Origin of the sequence: Jatrophihabitans cynanchi (assembly GCF_027247405.1) — a bacterium.
GTDB classification, from domain to species: Bacteria; Actinomycetota; Actinomycetes; order Mycobacteriales; family Jatrophihabitantaceae; genus Jatrophihabitans_B; species Jatrophihabitans_B cynanchi.
On record NZ_CP097463.1, the window covers coordinates 2,488,284 to 2,504,527 of the forward strand.

Annotated in this window: 12 protein-coding genes; 7 read left to right on the top strand and 5 right to left on the bottom strand. The window is 71.3% G+C overall.

Going from position 1 to position 16,244, the window contains the following annotated elements; all coding sequences use genetic code 11:
* Nucleotides 1-112 precede the first annotated feature (112 nt).
* Both M6B22_RS12150 and M6B22_RS12155 read left to right on the top strand, forming a co-directional pair.
* Nucleotides 113-463: a metallopeptidase family protein gene (locus M6B22_RS12150; protein ID WP_407935692.1), complete on the top strand. Its 351-nt coding sequence runs from the start codon at nt 113-115 to the stop codon at nt 461-463.
* A gap of 366 nt (nt 464-829) precedes the next feature.
* Nucleotides 830-1,123 (top strand): GroES family chaperonin, encoded by a 294-nt coding sequence (locus M6B22_RS12155; RefSeq protein ID WP_407935693.1) that lies wholly within the window; start codon nt 830-832, stop codon nt 1,121-1,123.
* 79 nt (nt 1,124-1,202) lie between these two features.
* Here the strand turns inward: M6B22_RS12155 and pheA are convergent, their stop codons facing one another.
* Complete coding sequence (gene pheA, locus M6B22_RS12160) at nt 1,203-2,126, bottom strand: prephenate dehydratase (protein WP_269441814.1); 924 nt, start codon at nt 2,124-2,126, stop codon at nt 1,203-1,205.
* A gap of 106 nt (nt 2,127-2,232) precedes the next feature.
* Nucleotides 2,233-2,781 (bottom strand): DUF4446 family protein, encoded by a 549-nt coding sequence (locus tag M6B22_RS12165; RefSeq protein WP_269441815.1) that lies wholly within the window; start codon nt 2,779-2,781, stop codon nt 2,233-2,235.
* 60 nt (nt 2,782-2,841) lie between these two features.
* On the opposite strand from M6B22_RS12165, the gene M6B22_RS12170 reads away from it, so the two are divergent.
* From M6B22_RS12170 to M6B22_RS12190, 5 genes are all read left to right on the top strand, one after another.
* Nucleotides 2,842-3,444 carry a TMEM165/GDT1 family protein gene (locus M6B22_RS12170; protein ID WP_269441816.1) on the top strand — a complete coding sequence of 201 codons (603 nt, stop codon included), beginning with the start codon at nt 2,842-2,844 and terminating at the stop codon, nt 3,442-3,444.
* Between the two features lie 124 nt (nt 3,445-3,568).
* Nucleotides 3,569-4,762, top strand: coding sequence for a 4-hydroxyphenylpyruvate dioxygenase (hppD, locus tag M6B22_RS12175; protein ID WP_269441817.1), 1,194 nt, complete (start codon nt 3,569-3,571; stop codon nt 4,760-4,762).
* A 58-nt stretch (nt 4,763-4,820) separates the two neighbouring features.
* A complete protein-coding gene (locus M6B22_RS12180) occupies nt 4,821-6,512 on the top strand; it encodes a DEAD/DEAH box helicase (protein ID WP_269441818.1) in 1,692 nt (563 codons plus the stop codon).
* Nucleotides 6,509-7,576 carry a histidinol-phosphate transaminase gene (gene hisC / locus M6B22_RS12185; RefSeq protein ID WP_269441819.1) on the top strand — a complete coding sequence of 356 codons (1,068 nt, stop codon included), beginning with the start codon at nt 6,509-6,511 and terminating at the stop codon, nt 7,574-7,576. The genes M6B22_RS12180 and hisC overlap by 4 nt, the downstream gene beginning before the upstream one ends.
* Before the next feature lie 46 nt (nt 7,577-7,622).
* Complete coding sequence (locus M6B22_RS12190) at nt 7,623-9,731, top strand: spermine/spermidine synthase domain-containing protein (RefSeq protein ID WP_269441820.1); 2,109 nt, start codon at nt 7,623-7,625, stop codon at nt 9,729-9,731.
* On the opposite strand, the gene M6B22_RS12195 is transcribed toward M6B22_RS12190, so the two are convergent.
* From M6B22_RS12195 to M6B22_RS12205, 3 genes are all read right to left on the bottom strand, one after another.
* Nucleotides 9,657-10,550, bottom strand: a complete 894-nt coding sequence (locus M6B22_RS12195) for a DUF4349 domain-containing protein (RefSeq protein ID WP_269441821.1) — start codon at nt 10,548-10,550, stop codon at nt 9,657-9,659. The two genes, M6B22_RS12190 and M6B22_RS12195, sit on opposite strands and share 75 nt — an antisense overlap.
* A gap of 85 nt (nt 10,551-10,635) precedes the next feature.
* Nucleotides 10,636-12,084 (bottom strand): NAD-dependent malic enzyme, encoded by a 1,449-nt coding sequence (locus tag M6B22_RS12200; RefSeq protein ID WP_269441822.1) that lies wholly within the window; start codon nt 12,082-12,084, stop codon nt 10,636-10,638.
* A 92-nt stretch (nt 12,085-12,176) separates the two neighbouring features.
* The gene (locus M6B22_RS12205) at nt 12,177-16,097 is read right to left on the bottom strand and encodes a S8 family serine peptidase (RefSeq protein ID WP_269441823.1); all 3,921 of its coding nucleotides are present in this window, start codon (nt 16,095-16,097) and stop codon (nt 12,177-12,179) included.
* Nucleotides 16,098-16,244: the final 147 nt, after the last annotated feature.

Below are 16,244 nucleotides of genomic sequence, written 5' to 3' on the forward strand. Positions count from 1 at the left end.
ATGAGTTCAGCATGTCGTCCTCTCTCTCGCGGGCCTCGTCGCCCGCACTGGCTTCAGGTGACCGCAGCCACAAGCGGTGGCCGAGCCTAGTCCATCCTGAGGGCAGACTTGCCTGGTGATAACGGTTTCCAGGTATCGATTCGGTCAACTCGTCGACGACGCCCTCGACACCCTGCCGGACGAACTGCTGCGGCTGCTGGACAATGTGGTCATCCAGATCGCGGACCGGGACCCGGATGATCCGCACCTTTTGGGTGTCTATCACGGCATCGCCCTCACCGAGCGCACACACGACTACACGTTCGCGCTGCCGGACACCATCACCATCTTCCGGGAGGCCATCCTCGCGATCTGCGCGACGCAGGACGAGGTCGCACACGAGGTCGCGGTGACCGTGGTGCACGAGATCGGGCACCACTTCGGTATCTCCGAGGCCCGCTTGCACGAGCTCGGCTGGGGCTGAGACAGCTTCACCCCCGAATCCGCTCGCTACGCTCGTGCCGCTGGAGGTTGCTGATGGGATCACCTCAGGCTTTGAGCGAAGCCGAACGCCGCGTTCTCGCCGCCTGGGCGGCCGACTGCGCAGAGCGCGTGCGGGGCCTCCGGCCGGTCAGGATTCGCAAGGCCGGCTGCCCTGGCTGCCCTCGAACCGGACGCGCGGCGGTGGCGGCTGGTTGCGCATCCGGCCACCGCTGGCGGGCATGCGGTCACCGTAGGCGCAGCGCGCCTCGTAGGCTGGGCCGGTGAGCTCACCCCGCAAACCTGCGCCGTACCCAACACTCCGCACGTTCGCGGGGACCCCGAGGTGACCGATCGGCTGCCGATCAAGATGCTGCACGACCGCGTGCTGGTGAAGGAGCCGCGGGACGAGGGCGAGCGGCGCTCGTCCGGGGGCATCCTGATCCCGGCGACCGCTTCGGTGGCCAAGCGGCTGATCTGGGCCGAGGTGCTCGCGGTCGGCAACCACGTGCGCGCCGTCGAGGTCGGTGACCGCGTCCTGTTCAGCCCGGACGACCACCACGAGGTCGAGATCGCCGGCGACCAGTACCTGCTGCTGCGCGAGCGTGACCTGCATGCGGTCGCGGCCGAGCGCAACGACGCGAACACCGGCCTTTACCTGTAGCCAGCCCGGCGCCGCGCTTCACTGCGCAAAGGAACAGGTCGGACCGGTCAGCAGGCGAGCCCCGTCGAACACGTAGCGCTCAGGACGCGCCCGTCCCGCGGACCCGGTCCAACCAGGCCCGGGAGTCGGTGAAGTCGCCGTCGGTGCGCCCGCCCGGCACCGGGCCCTGGACGCCGTCGCGGCGCGGGTACGAGCCGAGGTAGCGCACGTCGGCGCACACCCGGCGCAGCGCGGCGATCGCGTCGCCCACCCGCTCGTCGCAGATGTGCCCCTCGCAGTCGATGGAGAAGCAGTACTGGCCGATCCGTCCCTTGGTCGGCCGGGACTCGATGCGGGTCAGGTTGACGGCGCGGGAGGCGAACTCGGTCAGGATCTCCAGCAGCGCGCCCGAGTGGTCCGCGCGCAGGTAGGCGACCAGCGTGGTGCGGTCGTTGCCGGTGCGTGCCGGCGGGGCGGCCGGGCGGGTGAGCAGCACGAACCTGGTGACCGCGCCGGGGTTGTCGGCGATGTCGCGCGCGAGCGCGGTCAGGCCGAACAGTCCTGCGGCAACCGGCGCGCTGATCGCGGCGTCGAACTCGCCGGCGGCCGTTGCCTGCGCTCCGCCGGCCGTCGAGCCCACCATCGCCACCTGGGCGCCGGGCAGGTTAGCCTGCAGCCACCGGCGAACCTGCGCCTCGGCGTGCGGGTGCGTGGCCACGGTGCGGACGTCGGCCAGCGCCGTCCCGTCCCGGGCGAGCAGGTCGAAGCTGACCGGCAGGTACGCCTCGGCCGCGATCACCAGCGGTTCGCCGCCCGCCAGTTCGTCCAGTGTCGCCGGCACCGCGCCCTCGACCGAGTTCTCCAGCGGCACCAGCGCGCCGTCCGCCGCGCCGGAACGCACCGCGTCGATCGCCGAGGTGACGGTGGCCATCGGTTGCAGCGTCGCGCCCGCGGCCGCGTCCAGCCCGAGCAGCGCGGCGTGCGCGAAGGTCCCCTCGGGGCCCAGGAAGGCGAGCGTGCTCATGGCCGCCGTCCTCCCCCGTTGAGTGGCGGGTTAGCGGCTGAGTGGCGGGTTACAGGTCGCCACTCAACGCGAAAGCCGCCACTCAACGAGAACGGGAGCATGGTGGTCAGCCGGCTTTGCGGGCGAGCAGCCCGCCGCGCTGCTTCTGCAGGGCGGACGTGACGGCCTGCGCCTCCTCGGGCGAGAGCTCGTGCTCGCCCTTGCCCGCGGCGACGCCCTTCGCGTACACCCGGGTATCGCTCTGCCCGGCGAGCGCGCTGATCGTCACCCCGTCGCCGCGCTCGTCCAGCAGTGCGAGTGAGAAGGACATCCGCCCGGACACGCCGGGGAACGCGTCGTAGCGCACCAGCGCCACGTGCTGCAGCACGCCCGCGACGTCGGCGGCACCGGCCTGCGCCGCGGCGAGCGCCTCCTCGCGGGCACTGGCCGTGAACTCGCGCAGCTCGGCCAGTTCCTGCAGCGCTGCGGTGGTCAGCTCGGCGTGCCGGCTGGTGGCCTCGAGCAGTGACTCCTGCCCCTGCTCACCCCGGGTACCCCGCGCGAGCAGCGTCGTCGCCCGGCGCACCTTGGCAAGCGTCCGCAGCGCGCAGTACGCCGCGACGAGGGCGACGTAGGCCATGATCAGCGCGAAAACCGCGACGTAGGTGGTGGACATCCTCACCAGGCTAGGGGCGGCGAGCCCGGATGCCCGGACGACACGGCAGGATGGACGCCCGTGACCTTTCTAGCAGCCGCGGCGATCGCGTTCGGCGTGATCGTGCTGGTCGAACTGCCGGACAAGACGCTGGTCGCGACGCTGGTGCTGTCGACGCGGTACCGCCCGCGTCCGGTTCTCGTGGGGGTTGCCGCGGCCTTCGCCGTGCAGTGCGCGATCGCGGCCACGGCCGGCAGCGTGATCACCCTGCTGCCGCGCCGGGCGGTCGAGGCCGTGGTGGCGGCACTGTTCGCGATCGGGGCGGTGCTGCTGATCCGCGAGTCGCTGGAGCCGGACGACGACGACGTCGAGTTGGCCGAACACCGCGAGTCGCGGCCGTTCTGGCGAATCGTGTTGACCTGTTTCGGCGTGCTGTTCGCGGCCGAGTGGGGCGACGCCAGCCAGATCGCGACGGCCGGGCTGGTGGCGCGCAAGGACGGCCTGCAGCATGCGGTGGCGACCGGGGTGGGCGCGTTCGCCGCGCTGGTCGCGGTGGCCGCGCTGGCGACCGTCATCGGCAAGGTGCTGGTGCGCCGGCTTCGGCTGCACCTGGTGCATCGGGTGGCCGGCGTGCTGTTCGCCGGGTTCGCCCTCATCGCGCTGGTGGCGGCGATCCGCGGCTGACCGCCACGCCACGGGTTAGGCAGATTGTCAGGCCTTTAGGCCTGTCAGCTGGGCATCCTGTGCAGAGTGTCAGGGTTTGCGGCGACAGGTTGCGGTATCGCAGCCCGGATTGAAAGCTGGCTCCATGACCAGTGTGGAGCTGACCCCCGACGAGCGCGCCGCCGAACTCACCGTCGAGCGCCTGAAGCAGCTCGTCGGCCTGGTGGACTACGACGAGGCGAAGGACCCGTTCCCGGTCACCGCGATGGACGCGGTCGTGTTCGTGGCCGGTAACGCCACCCAGAGCGCGCACTTCTACCAGCACGCGCTCGGCATGGAGCTCGTCGCGTACACCGGCCCCGAGACGGGCAACCGGGACCACAAGGGCTTCGTGCTGCGTGCCGGATCGGCGCGGTTCGTGATCCTCGGCGCGGTCGACCCGGCGAGCCGGTACGCCGACCACCACCGGCGGCACGGCGACGGGGTGATCGACCTCGCGCTGGAAGTCCCGGACGTCGACAAGTGCATCGCGCACGCGCGGGCCCAGGGGGCGACGGTGCTCGACGAGCCGCACGACGTCAGCGACGGGAACGGCACGGTACGGACGGCCGCGATCGGGATCTACGGCGAGACCCGGCACACGCTGGTGGACCGTTCGCGGTACGACGGCGTGTACCTGCCGGGTTACGTGCAGCGCACGTCCACCCTGCCGACGCCGGAGCGCCGGCTGTTCCAGGCCGTCGACCACTGCGTGGGCAACGTCGAGCTCGGCCGCATGGACGAGTGGGTCGACTTCTACAACCGGGTCATGGGGTTCGTGAACATGGCCGAATTCGTGGGCGATGACATCGCGACCGAGTACTCGGCGCTGATGAGCAAGGTGGTCGCGAACGGCAACCACCGGGTCAAGTTCCCGCTCAACGAGCCGGCGATCGCGAAGAAGAAGTCGCAGATCGACGAGTACCTGGAGTTCTACGCCGGCGCCGGCTGCCAGCACATCGCGCTGGCGACCAACGACATCCTGCGCACCACCGACGAGATGCGCGCGCGGGGCGTGGAGTTCCTGGACACCCCGGACTCCTACTACGAAGATCCCGAGCTGCGGGCCCGGATCGGCCACGTGCGGGTGCCGATCGAACAGCTGAAGGCGCGCAAGATCCTGGTCGATCGCGATGAGGACGGCTACCTGCTGCAGATCTTCACCAAGCCGGTGGGCGACCGGCCGACCGTGTTCTTCGAATTGATCGAGCGGCACGGCTCGCTCGGATTCGGCAAGGGCAACTTCAAGGCCCTGTTCGAGGCGATCGAGCGCGAGCAGGAACTGCGCGGGAATTTGTGATCTCGGCGCGGCAGCTAGCGCCCATCGCTCCGTGGCGGGCTACTGGGATGCTGTACGTGTGACTAGCTTCGCCGGACTGGACCTGCGCCCGGAACTGCAGCAGGCGCTCGACTCGCTGGGGTACGAGGAGCCGACGCCGATCCAGCGTGAGGCGATCCCGCAGTTGCTGGCCGGCCACGACCTCATCGGCCAGGCCGCGACCGGCACCGGCAAGACCGCCGCCTTCGCGCTGCCGATCCTGAACGTGCACACCCCCGGCGGGCGGGATCCGTACGCGCTGATCCTGGTGCCGACCCGCGAGCTGGCGATCCAGGTGTCTGAGGCGATCCACCGGTACGGCCGCGACCTGGGTGCCCGGGTGCTGCCCGTCTACGGCGGCCAGCCGATCACCCGGCAGATCCGCGCGCTCGAGTCCGGGATCGACGTCGTCGTCGCCACCCCCGGCCGCGCCATCGACCACCTGGCCCGCAAGACGCTGCGCACCGACAACCTGCGCATCGTGGTGCTGGACGAGGCCGACGAGATGCTGGACATGGGCTTCGCCGAGGACATCGAGGCGATTCTGCAAGAGATCCCGGCACAGCGGCAGACCGTGCTGTTCTCCGCGACCCTGCCGGCGCGCATCAACGGGCTGGTCAAGCGCTACCTCACCGACCCGGTCAAGGTGAAGATCCACCGCGAGGAGAAGGGCGGCGCAGCCAAGCGGGTGCGCCAGGTGGCCTACCTCGCCCCCCGCGCGCACAAGCCGTCCGCCCTCGGCCGGCTGCTGGACATCGAGCAACCCGCCGCCGCGATCGTCTTCTGCCGCACCCGCGAGGAGGTCGACTCGCTCAGCCAGAGCATGACGGCGCGCGGCTACCGGGCTGAGGCGCTGCACGGCGGCATGACCCAGGACCACCGCGACCGGGTGATGCAGCGGGTGCGCAGCGGCGCGGCCGAACTGCTCGTCGCCACCGACGTCGCCGCCCGCGGGCTGGACATCGACCACCTCACCCACGTCGTCAACTACGACGTGCCGTCGGCACCGGACGCGTACGTGCACCGCATCGGACGGGTCGGGCGCGCCGGGCGCGAAGGCGTGGCCATCACGCTCGTCGAGCCGCGCCAGCACCGGCTGCTCAAGACGATCGAGAAGGCCACCAAGCAGGCCATCGCGGTCGAGAAGCTGCCCACCGTGGCCGATCTGCGGGCGCGCCGGCTGGAGCTGACCCGCGCCGCGCTGCACGAGGCGCTGGAAGAGGACGACGTCGAGCAGTTCCGCGTGGTCGTCGACACGCTCACCGACGAGTTCGACCTGATGCAGGTCGCGCTGGCGGCGGTCAAGCTCGCGCACGAGGCCAGCGGGCCGGTCGACGCGGACGACGAGATCCCCGACGTCACGGTCCCGCGCGACGGGGACCGCCCGGCCGAGCGAGGTCGCGACGGGGGCAAGGGCAGCCACGCCGCGAAGGGGTCGCCCCGTGCGGTGTCGGGCGGTGAGTCCACCCGCATCTTCGTCAGCCTCGGGCACGCCGCCAAGATCCGTCCCCAGGACCTCGTCGGCGCGATCGCGAACGAGACCAGCCTGTCCGGCCGGCAGATCGGCGCCATCGAGATCACCCACAAGTTCTCCATCGTCGAGATCCCCGAGCAGTCCGTCGACGAAGTCGTCGCGGCACTGCAGGCGACCTTGATCAAGGGTCGCAAGGCGAAGGTGGAGCGGTACAAGCCGCGTACCGAACGACCAGAACGATCAGGAGCGAACAGGTGAGCGTGCAGCTGCGACCCGTCCTCGGCACCCTGCCGCCGTACGTCCCCGGACGGACCGTGCCGGGTGCGATCAAGCTGGCCAGCAACGAGACGCCGTACCCGCTGCTGCCGCACGTGGTCGAGCGCATCGCCGCGGCCGCCGCCGCCGCGAACCGCTACCCGGACAACGGCTCGGCCGAGCTGACCGCCGCGCTGGCCGCGAAGTTCGGTGTCGCCGCGGAGCGGGTCGCGGTGGGCTGCGGCTCGGTGTCGCTGTGCACCCAGCTCGTGCAGGCCGTCGCCGATGCCGACGACGAGGTGATCTACGGCTGGCGCTCGTTCGAGGCGTACCCGATCATCACCGCGGTCAGCGGCGCGTCGTCGGTGCAGGTGCCGCTGCGGGCGCACGTCCACGACCTGGACGCGATGGCCGAGGCGATCACCGGCAAGACCCGGCTGGTGTTCGTCTGCAACCCGAACAACCCCACCGCGACCGCGGTGCGCCGCGACGAGCTGGTCGCGTTCCTGGGCCGGGTGCCGGCGAACGTGGTCGTCGCGCTGGACGAGGCGTACCGCGAGTTCGTCACCGACCCGCAGGTGCCGGACGGCACCACGCTGCTCGACGAGCACCCGAACGTGGTGGTGCTGCGCACCTTCTCCAAGGCGTACGGGCTGGCCGGGCTGCGGGTCGGCTACGCCGTCGCGGCCGACCCGGCGATCGCGGGCGCGCTGCGGCAGACCCAGGTGCCGTTCGCGGTGACGACGGTCGCGCAGCAGGCCGCGCTGGCCTGCCTCGAGCCCGAGGCCGAGGCGCAGCTGATGAAGCGCGTGGACGAGATCGTCCACGAGCGCGACCGGGTGCACCGCGAGCTGATCGCGATGGGGTACGACGTGCCGCCGACCCAGGCGAACTTCGTCTGGTTCCCGCTCGGTGACGCCACCACCGACTGGGCCGCGCACTGCGAACAGCGGCAGGTGATCGTCCGCGCGTTCGCGGGCGCCGGCGTCCGGGTGACGATCAGCAATGCCGAGGAGAACGACCGTTTCCTCGCCGCCGCGCGCGAGCTCGCCCCGACGCCACACTGACCCGATTCGTAGGGTGAGGCGCTGATCGGCTGGTAGGAATGCGCGCATGAGCATTCGCGTTCGGCTCCTGCTCGCGAGCGCGCTGATGCTCTTCCTCGAGCTGGCGCTCATCCGGTGGCTGGGCGCGAACATCGTCCACCTGTCGTACTTCTCCAACTTCGTGCTGATGGGCTCGTTCCTGGGGATCGGCCTCGGGTTCCTCCGCGCCGCGGGGCGCGACCGCGGTCCCCGGCCGATGCCGCTGCACGCCCTGGTCGTCCTGCTCGGGCTGGTCGCGTTCGTCAGCGCCTACCCGGTCACGGTCGACAAGACGAGCAACAAGCTGATCTTCTTCACCACCGGCACGACGACCGGACCGCCGATCTGGATGACGCTGCCCGCCGTCTTCCTGGCCGTCGCGGGCGTTCTCTCCGGCCCGGGTGAGATCGTCGGCTCGTGCTTCGGCCGCCTGGAGCGGCTCGAGGCCTACCGGCTCGACCTGCTCGGCAGCCTGCTGGGCATCCTCGCCTTCACCGGACTGTCCTTCCTCGGCGCACCGCCGCTGGTGTGGTTCACGATCGTCGGCGTGCTGTTCATCGCGCTGCTCGGGCGGCCGGCGACGTCGGTGAGCGTGACGCTGCTGCTCGCGCTGCTGGTGATGTTCGTGTACCCGCTGCGCCACGACACCGGTGACTTCTGGTCGCCCTACTACAAGGTCTCGACCGCGCTCGTGGTCGACCAGGGCCAGCGGACGTGGAGCGTCGACGTCAACGGCATCCCGCACCAGCGGCTGACCTCTGCGGCGCTGCGCTCGTCGGAGGAGCCGTGGTACCTGCAGACCTACCGGCAGATCCCGCACCGGCCGGGCAACGTCCTGATCGTCGGCGCCGGGACCGGGACCGACGTGGCGATCGCCCTCGCCCAAGGCGCCACGCACATCGACGCCGTGGAGATCGACCCGACGCTGCTGCGGTTCGGCCGCCAGCACAATCCCGATCACGCGTACCAGGACCCACGCGTGCGCACCCACGTCGACGACGGTCGCGCGTTCCTGGAGAGCACCGGCACGAAGTTCGACCTGATCATCTTCGCCCTCCCGGACTCGTTGACCCTCGTGTCCGGCGCCAGCTCGTTGCGCCTGGAGAGTTACCTGTTCACCAGGCAGGCCGTTCAGGCGGTCCGCTCGCACCTCGCGCCCGGCGGCGCGTTCTCGATGTACAACTTCTACCGAGAGCAGTGGCTGGTCGACCGGCTGGCCGGCACGCTCGAGGACGTCTTCGGTCACGCGCCGTGCGTGTACGAGGACCGCGCCGCTACCGCACTGGCGGTGATGACGGCCGGGTTGACGCCCGAGGACCAGACGTGCGCCAGGCCCTGGGCGCGCACGGCCGCGACGCCCCCGCCGGCCACCGACGACCAACCGTTCCTGTACCTGCGCGAGAGCACGATCCCGTCCCTGTATCGGACGGCACTGGTCCTGATCGTGCTCGGCAGCATCCTGGCGATCGGATTCGTCCTGGCCCTGAACGCGGCGGGCGGTGGCGCCGGGGGCGCCCGCCGGCTGCGCGAGCAGGCGCGGGGCCTGTGGTCCTATCGCGACCTGTTCCTGCTCGGCGCGGCGTTCCTGCTGATCGAGACCAAGAGCGTGACCGGGTTCGCCCTGCTGTTCGGCACGACCTGGGTCGTCAACTCCCTCGTGTTCGGCGGCGTCCTGCTCGCGGTCCTCGCCGCGGTCGAGGTGACCAGCCGGACCAGGACCCCACCCCTGATCGCGATGTACGCGCTGCTCCTGGGTGGGCTGGCCCTGAGCTGGCTGGTTCCGGCGAGCTGGCTGCTCTCGCTCGGCGTGCTGCCCAGGGCGGTGGCGGCGATCGCGGTCAGCTTCCTGCCGATCTTCGCGGCCAACATCATCTTCGCCAAGCGCTTCTCGGCAACCGCCGATGCGCCGCTCGCGTTCGGCACCAATCTGCTGGGTGCGATCGTGGGCGGCTGCCTGGAGTACTTCTCGCTGGTGTTCGGCTATCGGGCGCTGCTGATCCTGGCGGCCGCGCTGTACGTCGGCGCCTACCTGGTCATGCCGCGAGCGGCGGTCGCCGGCCGGTCACTCGGCGGCCGGCTGCGGCGGCGCGGGGTGCCTGGTGCGGCGGTAGCCGTAGACACCGCCGGCGCCGAGTAGCGCGAGGACGACCAGGAACGGCAGCGCGGCGCCGAAACCGGTCGCGAGCCCGCCGGCGGCCGAGGTGAACGCGTCCCACCCGCGCTGCAGGCCGCCCAGGAAGCCGGTGCGCGCATGGTGCGCTGCAGCGGGCGTTGCCGCGGCCGTGCTCAGCGACAGATCGATCGTGGCCAGCGCGGTCTGGTGCGCGAGCGCCCGCTGCTGCGCCAGCAGGGCCTCCAGGTCCGACTGGCGCTGCGCCAGTTCGTTGTCGATCACGATCATGTCGCTGACCTTGCTCGCGCGGGAGTACAGCGCGTTGAGCTGGTCGATCGCCAGCTGCGCGCTGCGCACCCGGGAATCGACATCGGCCACCTGCTGGGTGACGTCCTCGGTGCTCATGTGCCGGTCGAGCTCCTTGCCGAGGCCGGCCAGGTCGTCCAGTGCGGCCGTGGTGTCCGCCGGCCGTACCTTGATGGTCACCGTCGCCGCGGCGTGCGCACCGCCGCTGCGTTGCTCCGCGTACACGTCCCCGCCGTAGCGGCGCGCGATCACGCCGGCCTGATCGGCCCGCGCGGCCACCTCGTCGGCGTGCTGGACGCTGACGCTGATGTCCGCCTTGACGATCTTGGACTGCGCATCGGCGACGTCCGGCGCCTTGGCCGCGCCGCCGCCGGCCGGGTTCGCCCGTTCGCCGGCCGCGTCGGCCGCACGTGCCGGTGCCGCCTTTGCCGCGCCGCCACTCACGAGGGACCGCCCGTCCGATGAGGACGATCCGGAGCACCCGGCCAGCAGGGTGGCAGTGGCCAGCGCCAGGCCGGCAAGCACGATCGGTCGCATGGTCCGCTCCAGTCAGCTCGGGTTCCTGACTGTCTGGACGAGGCGGCGGGCACGTGCGGTTCTGCGGCGCGACCGCCGGGACTGCTCAGTGCAGCCCGTGGTCGTCCGGCTCGGTCGGCTGCTGCGTCCCGGCGGCCTCGCGTACCGCGGCCGCCACGGCGGTGGGCACGGCCGGGTCGAACACCGACGGGACGATGTAGGTGGCGTTGAGCTGGTCGTCGCTCACGCAGCAGGCGATCGCCTCGGCGGCACCCAGCAGCATCGGCACGGTGATCTCCCGCGCGCGGGCGTCGAGCAGGCCGCGGAACACGCCGGGAAAGGCGAGCACGTTGTTGATCTGGTTCGGGTAGTCGCTGCGCCCGGTCGCGAGCACCGCCACGTACTGCTGCGCGGCGTCCACGTCGACCTCGGGGTCGGGGTTGGCCAGCGCGAACACCACCGGGCTCGGCGCCATGTCGGCGAGCCACTCGGCGGGCAGCACGTTGGGCGCGCTCACCCCGATGAACACGTCGGCGCCGCGCAGCGCGTCGTGCAGGTCGCCGGTGACACCGGCCGGGTTGGTCTGGGCCGCGAGCGCGGCCTTGGCCGGGTTCAGCGTCGGGTCGGTCGGCGAGAGGATGCCCTCGCGGTCCCACACCAGCACGTGCGCGGCGCCGGCGGCGAGCAGCAGCGTCACGATCGCGGTGCCCGCCGCACCGCCGCCGGAAATGACGATGCGCGCAGTCGCGAGCGTCTTGCTCACGCAGCGCAGCGCGTTGGTCAGCGCGGCGAGCACCACGATCGCGGTGCCGTGCTGGTCGTCGTGGAACACCGGGATGTCCAGTTCGGCGCGCAGCCGCCGCTCGATCTCGAAGCAGCGCGGCGCGGAGATGTCCTCGAGGTTGATGCCGCCGAAGCCGGGCGAGATGCCCCGCACGATGCGCACGATCTCGTCGGCGTCCTGGGTGTCCAGGCAGATCGGCCACGCGTCGATGTTGGCGAAGCGCTTGAACAGCGCTGCCTTGCCCTCCATCACCGGCAGCGCGGCGCCGGGCCCGATGTTGCCGAGCCCCAGCACGGCCGAGCCGTCGGTCACCACGGCGACCGAGTTGCCCTTGATGGTCAGCTTGGCGACGTCCTCGGGGTGCGCGGCGAGGGCGAGCGAGACCCGGCCGACACCCGGGGTGTACGCCATCGACAGGTCGTCACGCGTCTTGAGCGGCACCTTGGACTCCACGCTGATCTTCCCGCCCAGGTGCAGCAGGAAGGTCCGGTCCGACACGCGGTGCACGGTGACGCCCGGCACGCCGCGCATCGCCTCGACGATCTCCGCGGCGTGCTCGCCGTTGGACGCCGAGCAGCTGACGTCGATCGTGATCCGGTCCGGGCGGGACTCGCTGACGTCGATGGCGGTGACCAGCCCACCCGCGGTGCCGACCGCGGTGGCCAGCATGCCGACCACCGAGGCGGACGGGGCGGCGTAGAGGCGCACGGTGATCCCGTACGACGCGCTGGTGGGAAGCGGCCGCGGCCGCGCGGAGTCATGCATGCCCATCTGCACATCGTCTCAGTTGCCCGCACGTGACTGCGGCCCGGCACGGCGGAACGACCCGCCGTGCCGGGCCGCGACGGACCCGAGTGGTTGGCTCAGTGCGCCACCACGTGCCGCATCACGCTGTGCGCGGGCAGGTGGCGGGAGTTGCCGGCGTACCGCCACTGGTACCACGCGGAGGCGAACTGGCGGATCTGCGCGCTCGCCCGCCCTTGGGTACCGGTGATGCGCGTGGCCACCTTCACCCACGCGTGGTTGCGGTTGGCCCGCATCCAGAGCGTCACCTTCGCGTGCACCGGCTGGTGCGTCGTGGTGTCGACCACGCGCACCGTCAGCGTCGCGTGTCCGCCTGGGTGCACGTGCCGCGAGCCGCCGATGCCGACGTGCGTCCGGTCGAACGCCGGCCGCACCGGTGCCGAGGACGCCGAGTACGCGCTCGTGCCCGCCGAGGTCAGCGCCGCCACCTGGAACACGTAGCGCGCGCCGTTGGTCAGGCCGGTGATCGTCGCCGACGTGGCCGTCCGGTTGTGGTACGCCGCCGACGCCGACCGCCAGGTGTGCCCGTTGTTGCTGGAGTACCTGATGTCGTACCCGGTGATCGGGCCGGCGCCGGTCCAGCTGGGTGCCGTCCAGCTCAGCCGGACCGACCGGTTGCCGGGCGTGCCGCGCACGTGGGTCGGCGCCGACGCCTTGGCCGGGCCGAGGTCGACGACCTGGGCTCGGTTGCCGGTGGCGTTGTGCAGGTGCAGCACGAGCGCCTTGGTGTGTGCGTTGCGCACGTCGGCGTCGATCGACACCCCGGCCTGGTCGAGGTACAGCGGGTCGGAGACCGCCACCCGCGGCTTGGCGACGTCGAAGGCCACCGGGCCCACGTCGTCGACGTCGCCGTTGCTGAGCGGTGCCGCGTACGCGCTGAACGTGCCGACCGTGTAGCTGATCGGGAACTTCTTCGGGTTGCCGGTGACGCCGATCGCCGCCGGCCAAACCGGCAGGGTCACCACGTCGGTGTCGAACACGTTGCTGTCGACATCGCCCAGGTTGAAGTTCACCGGCTCGGCGTCGATCGCATCCCCGGTGTTGAGGTCGATCAGCCAGGCCAGCAGCACGTCGGTGCCGGGCGCGTTCTGTGCGTACACCTCGTAGTCCGGCACGTCGTCACCGTCGACGTCGATGTCCACGTACGGGATCGTCGCGTTGCCGATGGTGGCGTTGTCGCCGTAGGTCGCGACGCCGAAGTACAACCAGCCGTTCTCCAGCGTGCCGTCGTCCGGGCTCCGCGAGCTGCCTGCGCCGACATACTTGATGTCGCCGCCCCTGGCCGTCTCGTTGACCGTGCAGTCCGAGACGCCGTCGGCGCCGCAGGCGGGCAGCCGCCCGCTCGTGGCGCCGAGATCCATCACCGACACCAGCGAGTCGTACGCCTCCGAGGTGGTCGGGTCGCCCTGGCGCACCCCGGTGCCGGTCAGCTTCAGCGCAGCCTTGCCGGCGTGGAAGCTGCCTGTGGCAGTCATGCTGGACACCGGCTTGGCGGCGGCGTACACCGGCACCCGCAGCGTGTCGTGCCCGGCCTGGTCGATCAGCAGCCGGCCCGACGCGTCGGACAGGTACTGGCGGGCCAGCCCGGCCTGCTCGCTCGCCATGGTCGGGTCGATCGTGTGCCGCAGCGCGTCGGCGGTGACCGTCACGGTGACCGTGGCGTTCGTCGAAGCACCGGCCGCGATCGTGACCGAACTCGGCGAGACCGAGTAGCTCACCCCGGGCTGCTGGATCGCCGCGCCGTACGACAGCGACAGCGTCGCCGACGACGCACCGGTGTTCTCGACCTTGATCGTGTGGGTCCTGGTGACGGTCGTCCCGGCCGGCGCCTCGATCACGCCGAACGAGGCGCTGACGGCGCCTTCCATGCCCGCGTCGACGTCGTAGGCGAGGATCTCGGTGTTCACCGCGTCCAGGGCGTCGACCCGGCCGGCTCCGTCCCGGGCGGGACCGTAGATGTGACCGCTCTGGTTCGCACCGGTGTAGATGTCGTGCGAGGCGGTGTTCATGATCGCCGCCTTGACCTGCTCGGTCGTCCAGCTCGGGTGCTGCGCCCGGACCAGGGCGGCGATACCCGCGGTGTGCGGGGTCGCCATCGAGGTGCCCGAGATCGACAGCACCTCGTCGCCCGTGCCCATGCCGGCCGAGGAGATCGTGTCTCCGGGGGCCGTCACGTCCGGCTTGACCACGCCGATGGAGCCGTGCGTGCCGCGCGAGCTGAACGAGGACAGCAGGTCGGTGATGCTGGGGTCGGTCGAGGGCTGGTTGTTCAGCAGCGTCTTGGTGAACGTGACGTTCAGGGTGCCCGCGCCGGCTGCGGACTGCAGCCGCGCGGTCTCGGTCTTGGTCAGCTGGAACACCGGGATGTCCTTGTCGCCGGTGATGCCGGCGCCGAACACCGGGACGTCGCCGGTGAAGATCGCGCCGATCGCGCCGGCGGCCTTGACGTTCGCCGACCGTCCGACCGAGCCGCACTTGCGGGTGGCGTCGTCGGAGTCCCAGGTCAGCCAGGCGATCTTGCCGGCCACCTTGGCCGCGTCGGCACTCGAGAGCGCGGCGCATCCGTCCGCGTTGGCCGGCGACAGCTCGACCACGTCACCGGTCACGTCAGGGGCGTTGGCCCAGTCGTAGGCGACCGACACCTGGCCCACCGCGGTGCCGGCGACGCCGCCGGGCGCGTTAACGGTGATGCCGGACAGCAGTTGGTACGCGTCCACCGAGCTGGCCACGGCCAGCGAGCGCACCGCGTTGCCGGGCGCGCCGCCGGTGTCGGTCAGGTCGCCGTTGTTGCCCATCGCGATGACCGGCAGCACTCCGTTGGCCGCGAGCTGGTCGACGACCGCGTTCTCCGGGTCGTCCGGCGTCGCGTAGTCGCCGCCGAGGGACAGGTTGACGATGTCGAGGTGGTCGGAGAAGTCACCGTTGCCGTCCGGGTCCAGCGCCATGTCCAGCGCCGGGATGACCTCGTCGGTCGAGCCCTCGCAGCCGAACACCTTCAGCGAGTACAGGATCGCACCCGGTGCCATGCCGGGGCCGATCTTCATGCCGTCGAGGTCGGAGCCGGTCAGCGCGGTGTAGTCGCCGGTGAACGTCGATCCGTCGGCGTTCTCACCGTAGCCCGCGACTGTGCCGGCCACGTGGGTGCCGTGCTCGTTGCAGTCCAGTGGGTTGGCGTCCGGGTGCGGCACCGGCTGGTAGGTGTCCGAGGTCGGGTCGGCGTCGTAGTTGTCGCCGACGAAGTCCCAACCGCCGCCGACCTTGGCCTGCGCGAGGGGCGGCAGCGCGGCGCGCCAGTCGTACAGCCCGCCGGCGCTCGCGTGCGTCTCGGCCGCCTTGTACGCGGCCGTGGTGCCGGGCCCGCCGAAGTCGGCGTGCGTGTAGTCCAGGCCGGTGTCGATGATGCCGACCGTGACGCCGGCGCCGAGCTGATGGACGTTCGTCCACGTGTTCAGCACCTTCGTCAGCTGGGCCGCGCTGGCGTTCGAGGCGGTCTTGGGCACGATCTTGGAGATCTTGACGACGTCGCTGCGGGCGGCGATCGCGCGCAGCGCAGCGGCGTCAGCGGTCACGCCGATGCCGGGAACGGCGTTGCTGACCTGGAAGAGCTGGCGGGCGCTGCCGTCCTTGGCCCGGACGGCGGCGAGTACCGCGCTCGCGTCCTTCTTGACCTGGCTGCGGCGCGACAGCGCCGCGGACTTGGCCTTGGACCGCTTTGTCGAGGCGGCGCCGGGAACGGCGCGGTAGGTGTGCGCGGAGGTCGCGGCCGCCCCGGATCCGGCGAGCTGCACGAACACGGTCTGGCGTCCGGTGGCGTGCTGCAGCGCGCCCATCTTGGCGGCTCCCGGAATCGAGAGGCCGTGCTTGACCGTGGGCGCGGCGTGCGCGCCTGTCGGCGTGGCGTGTGGAGCCGACGGCTGCGCGTCGGCCGCGCCTGCGACCACTCCGGCGACGAGCAGTGCCACGGCCGTTCCGGCCGTCACCGCACTCGACCTGCGATACCTCATAGGACCTGTCCCCATCCCTGCGCCGCCGTCGAACTCGGGATCTCCGAGCGACCGAACGCGCGCATGGGCGGAGACGCTAACGCTCAGCGGACGCTTATGCCAGGCTTAGGCGCGAAATCGGCG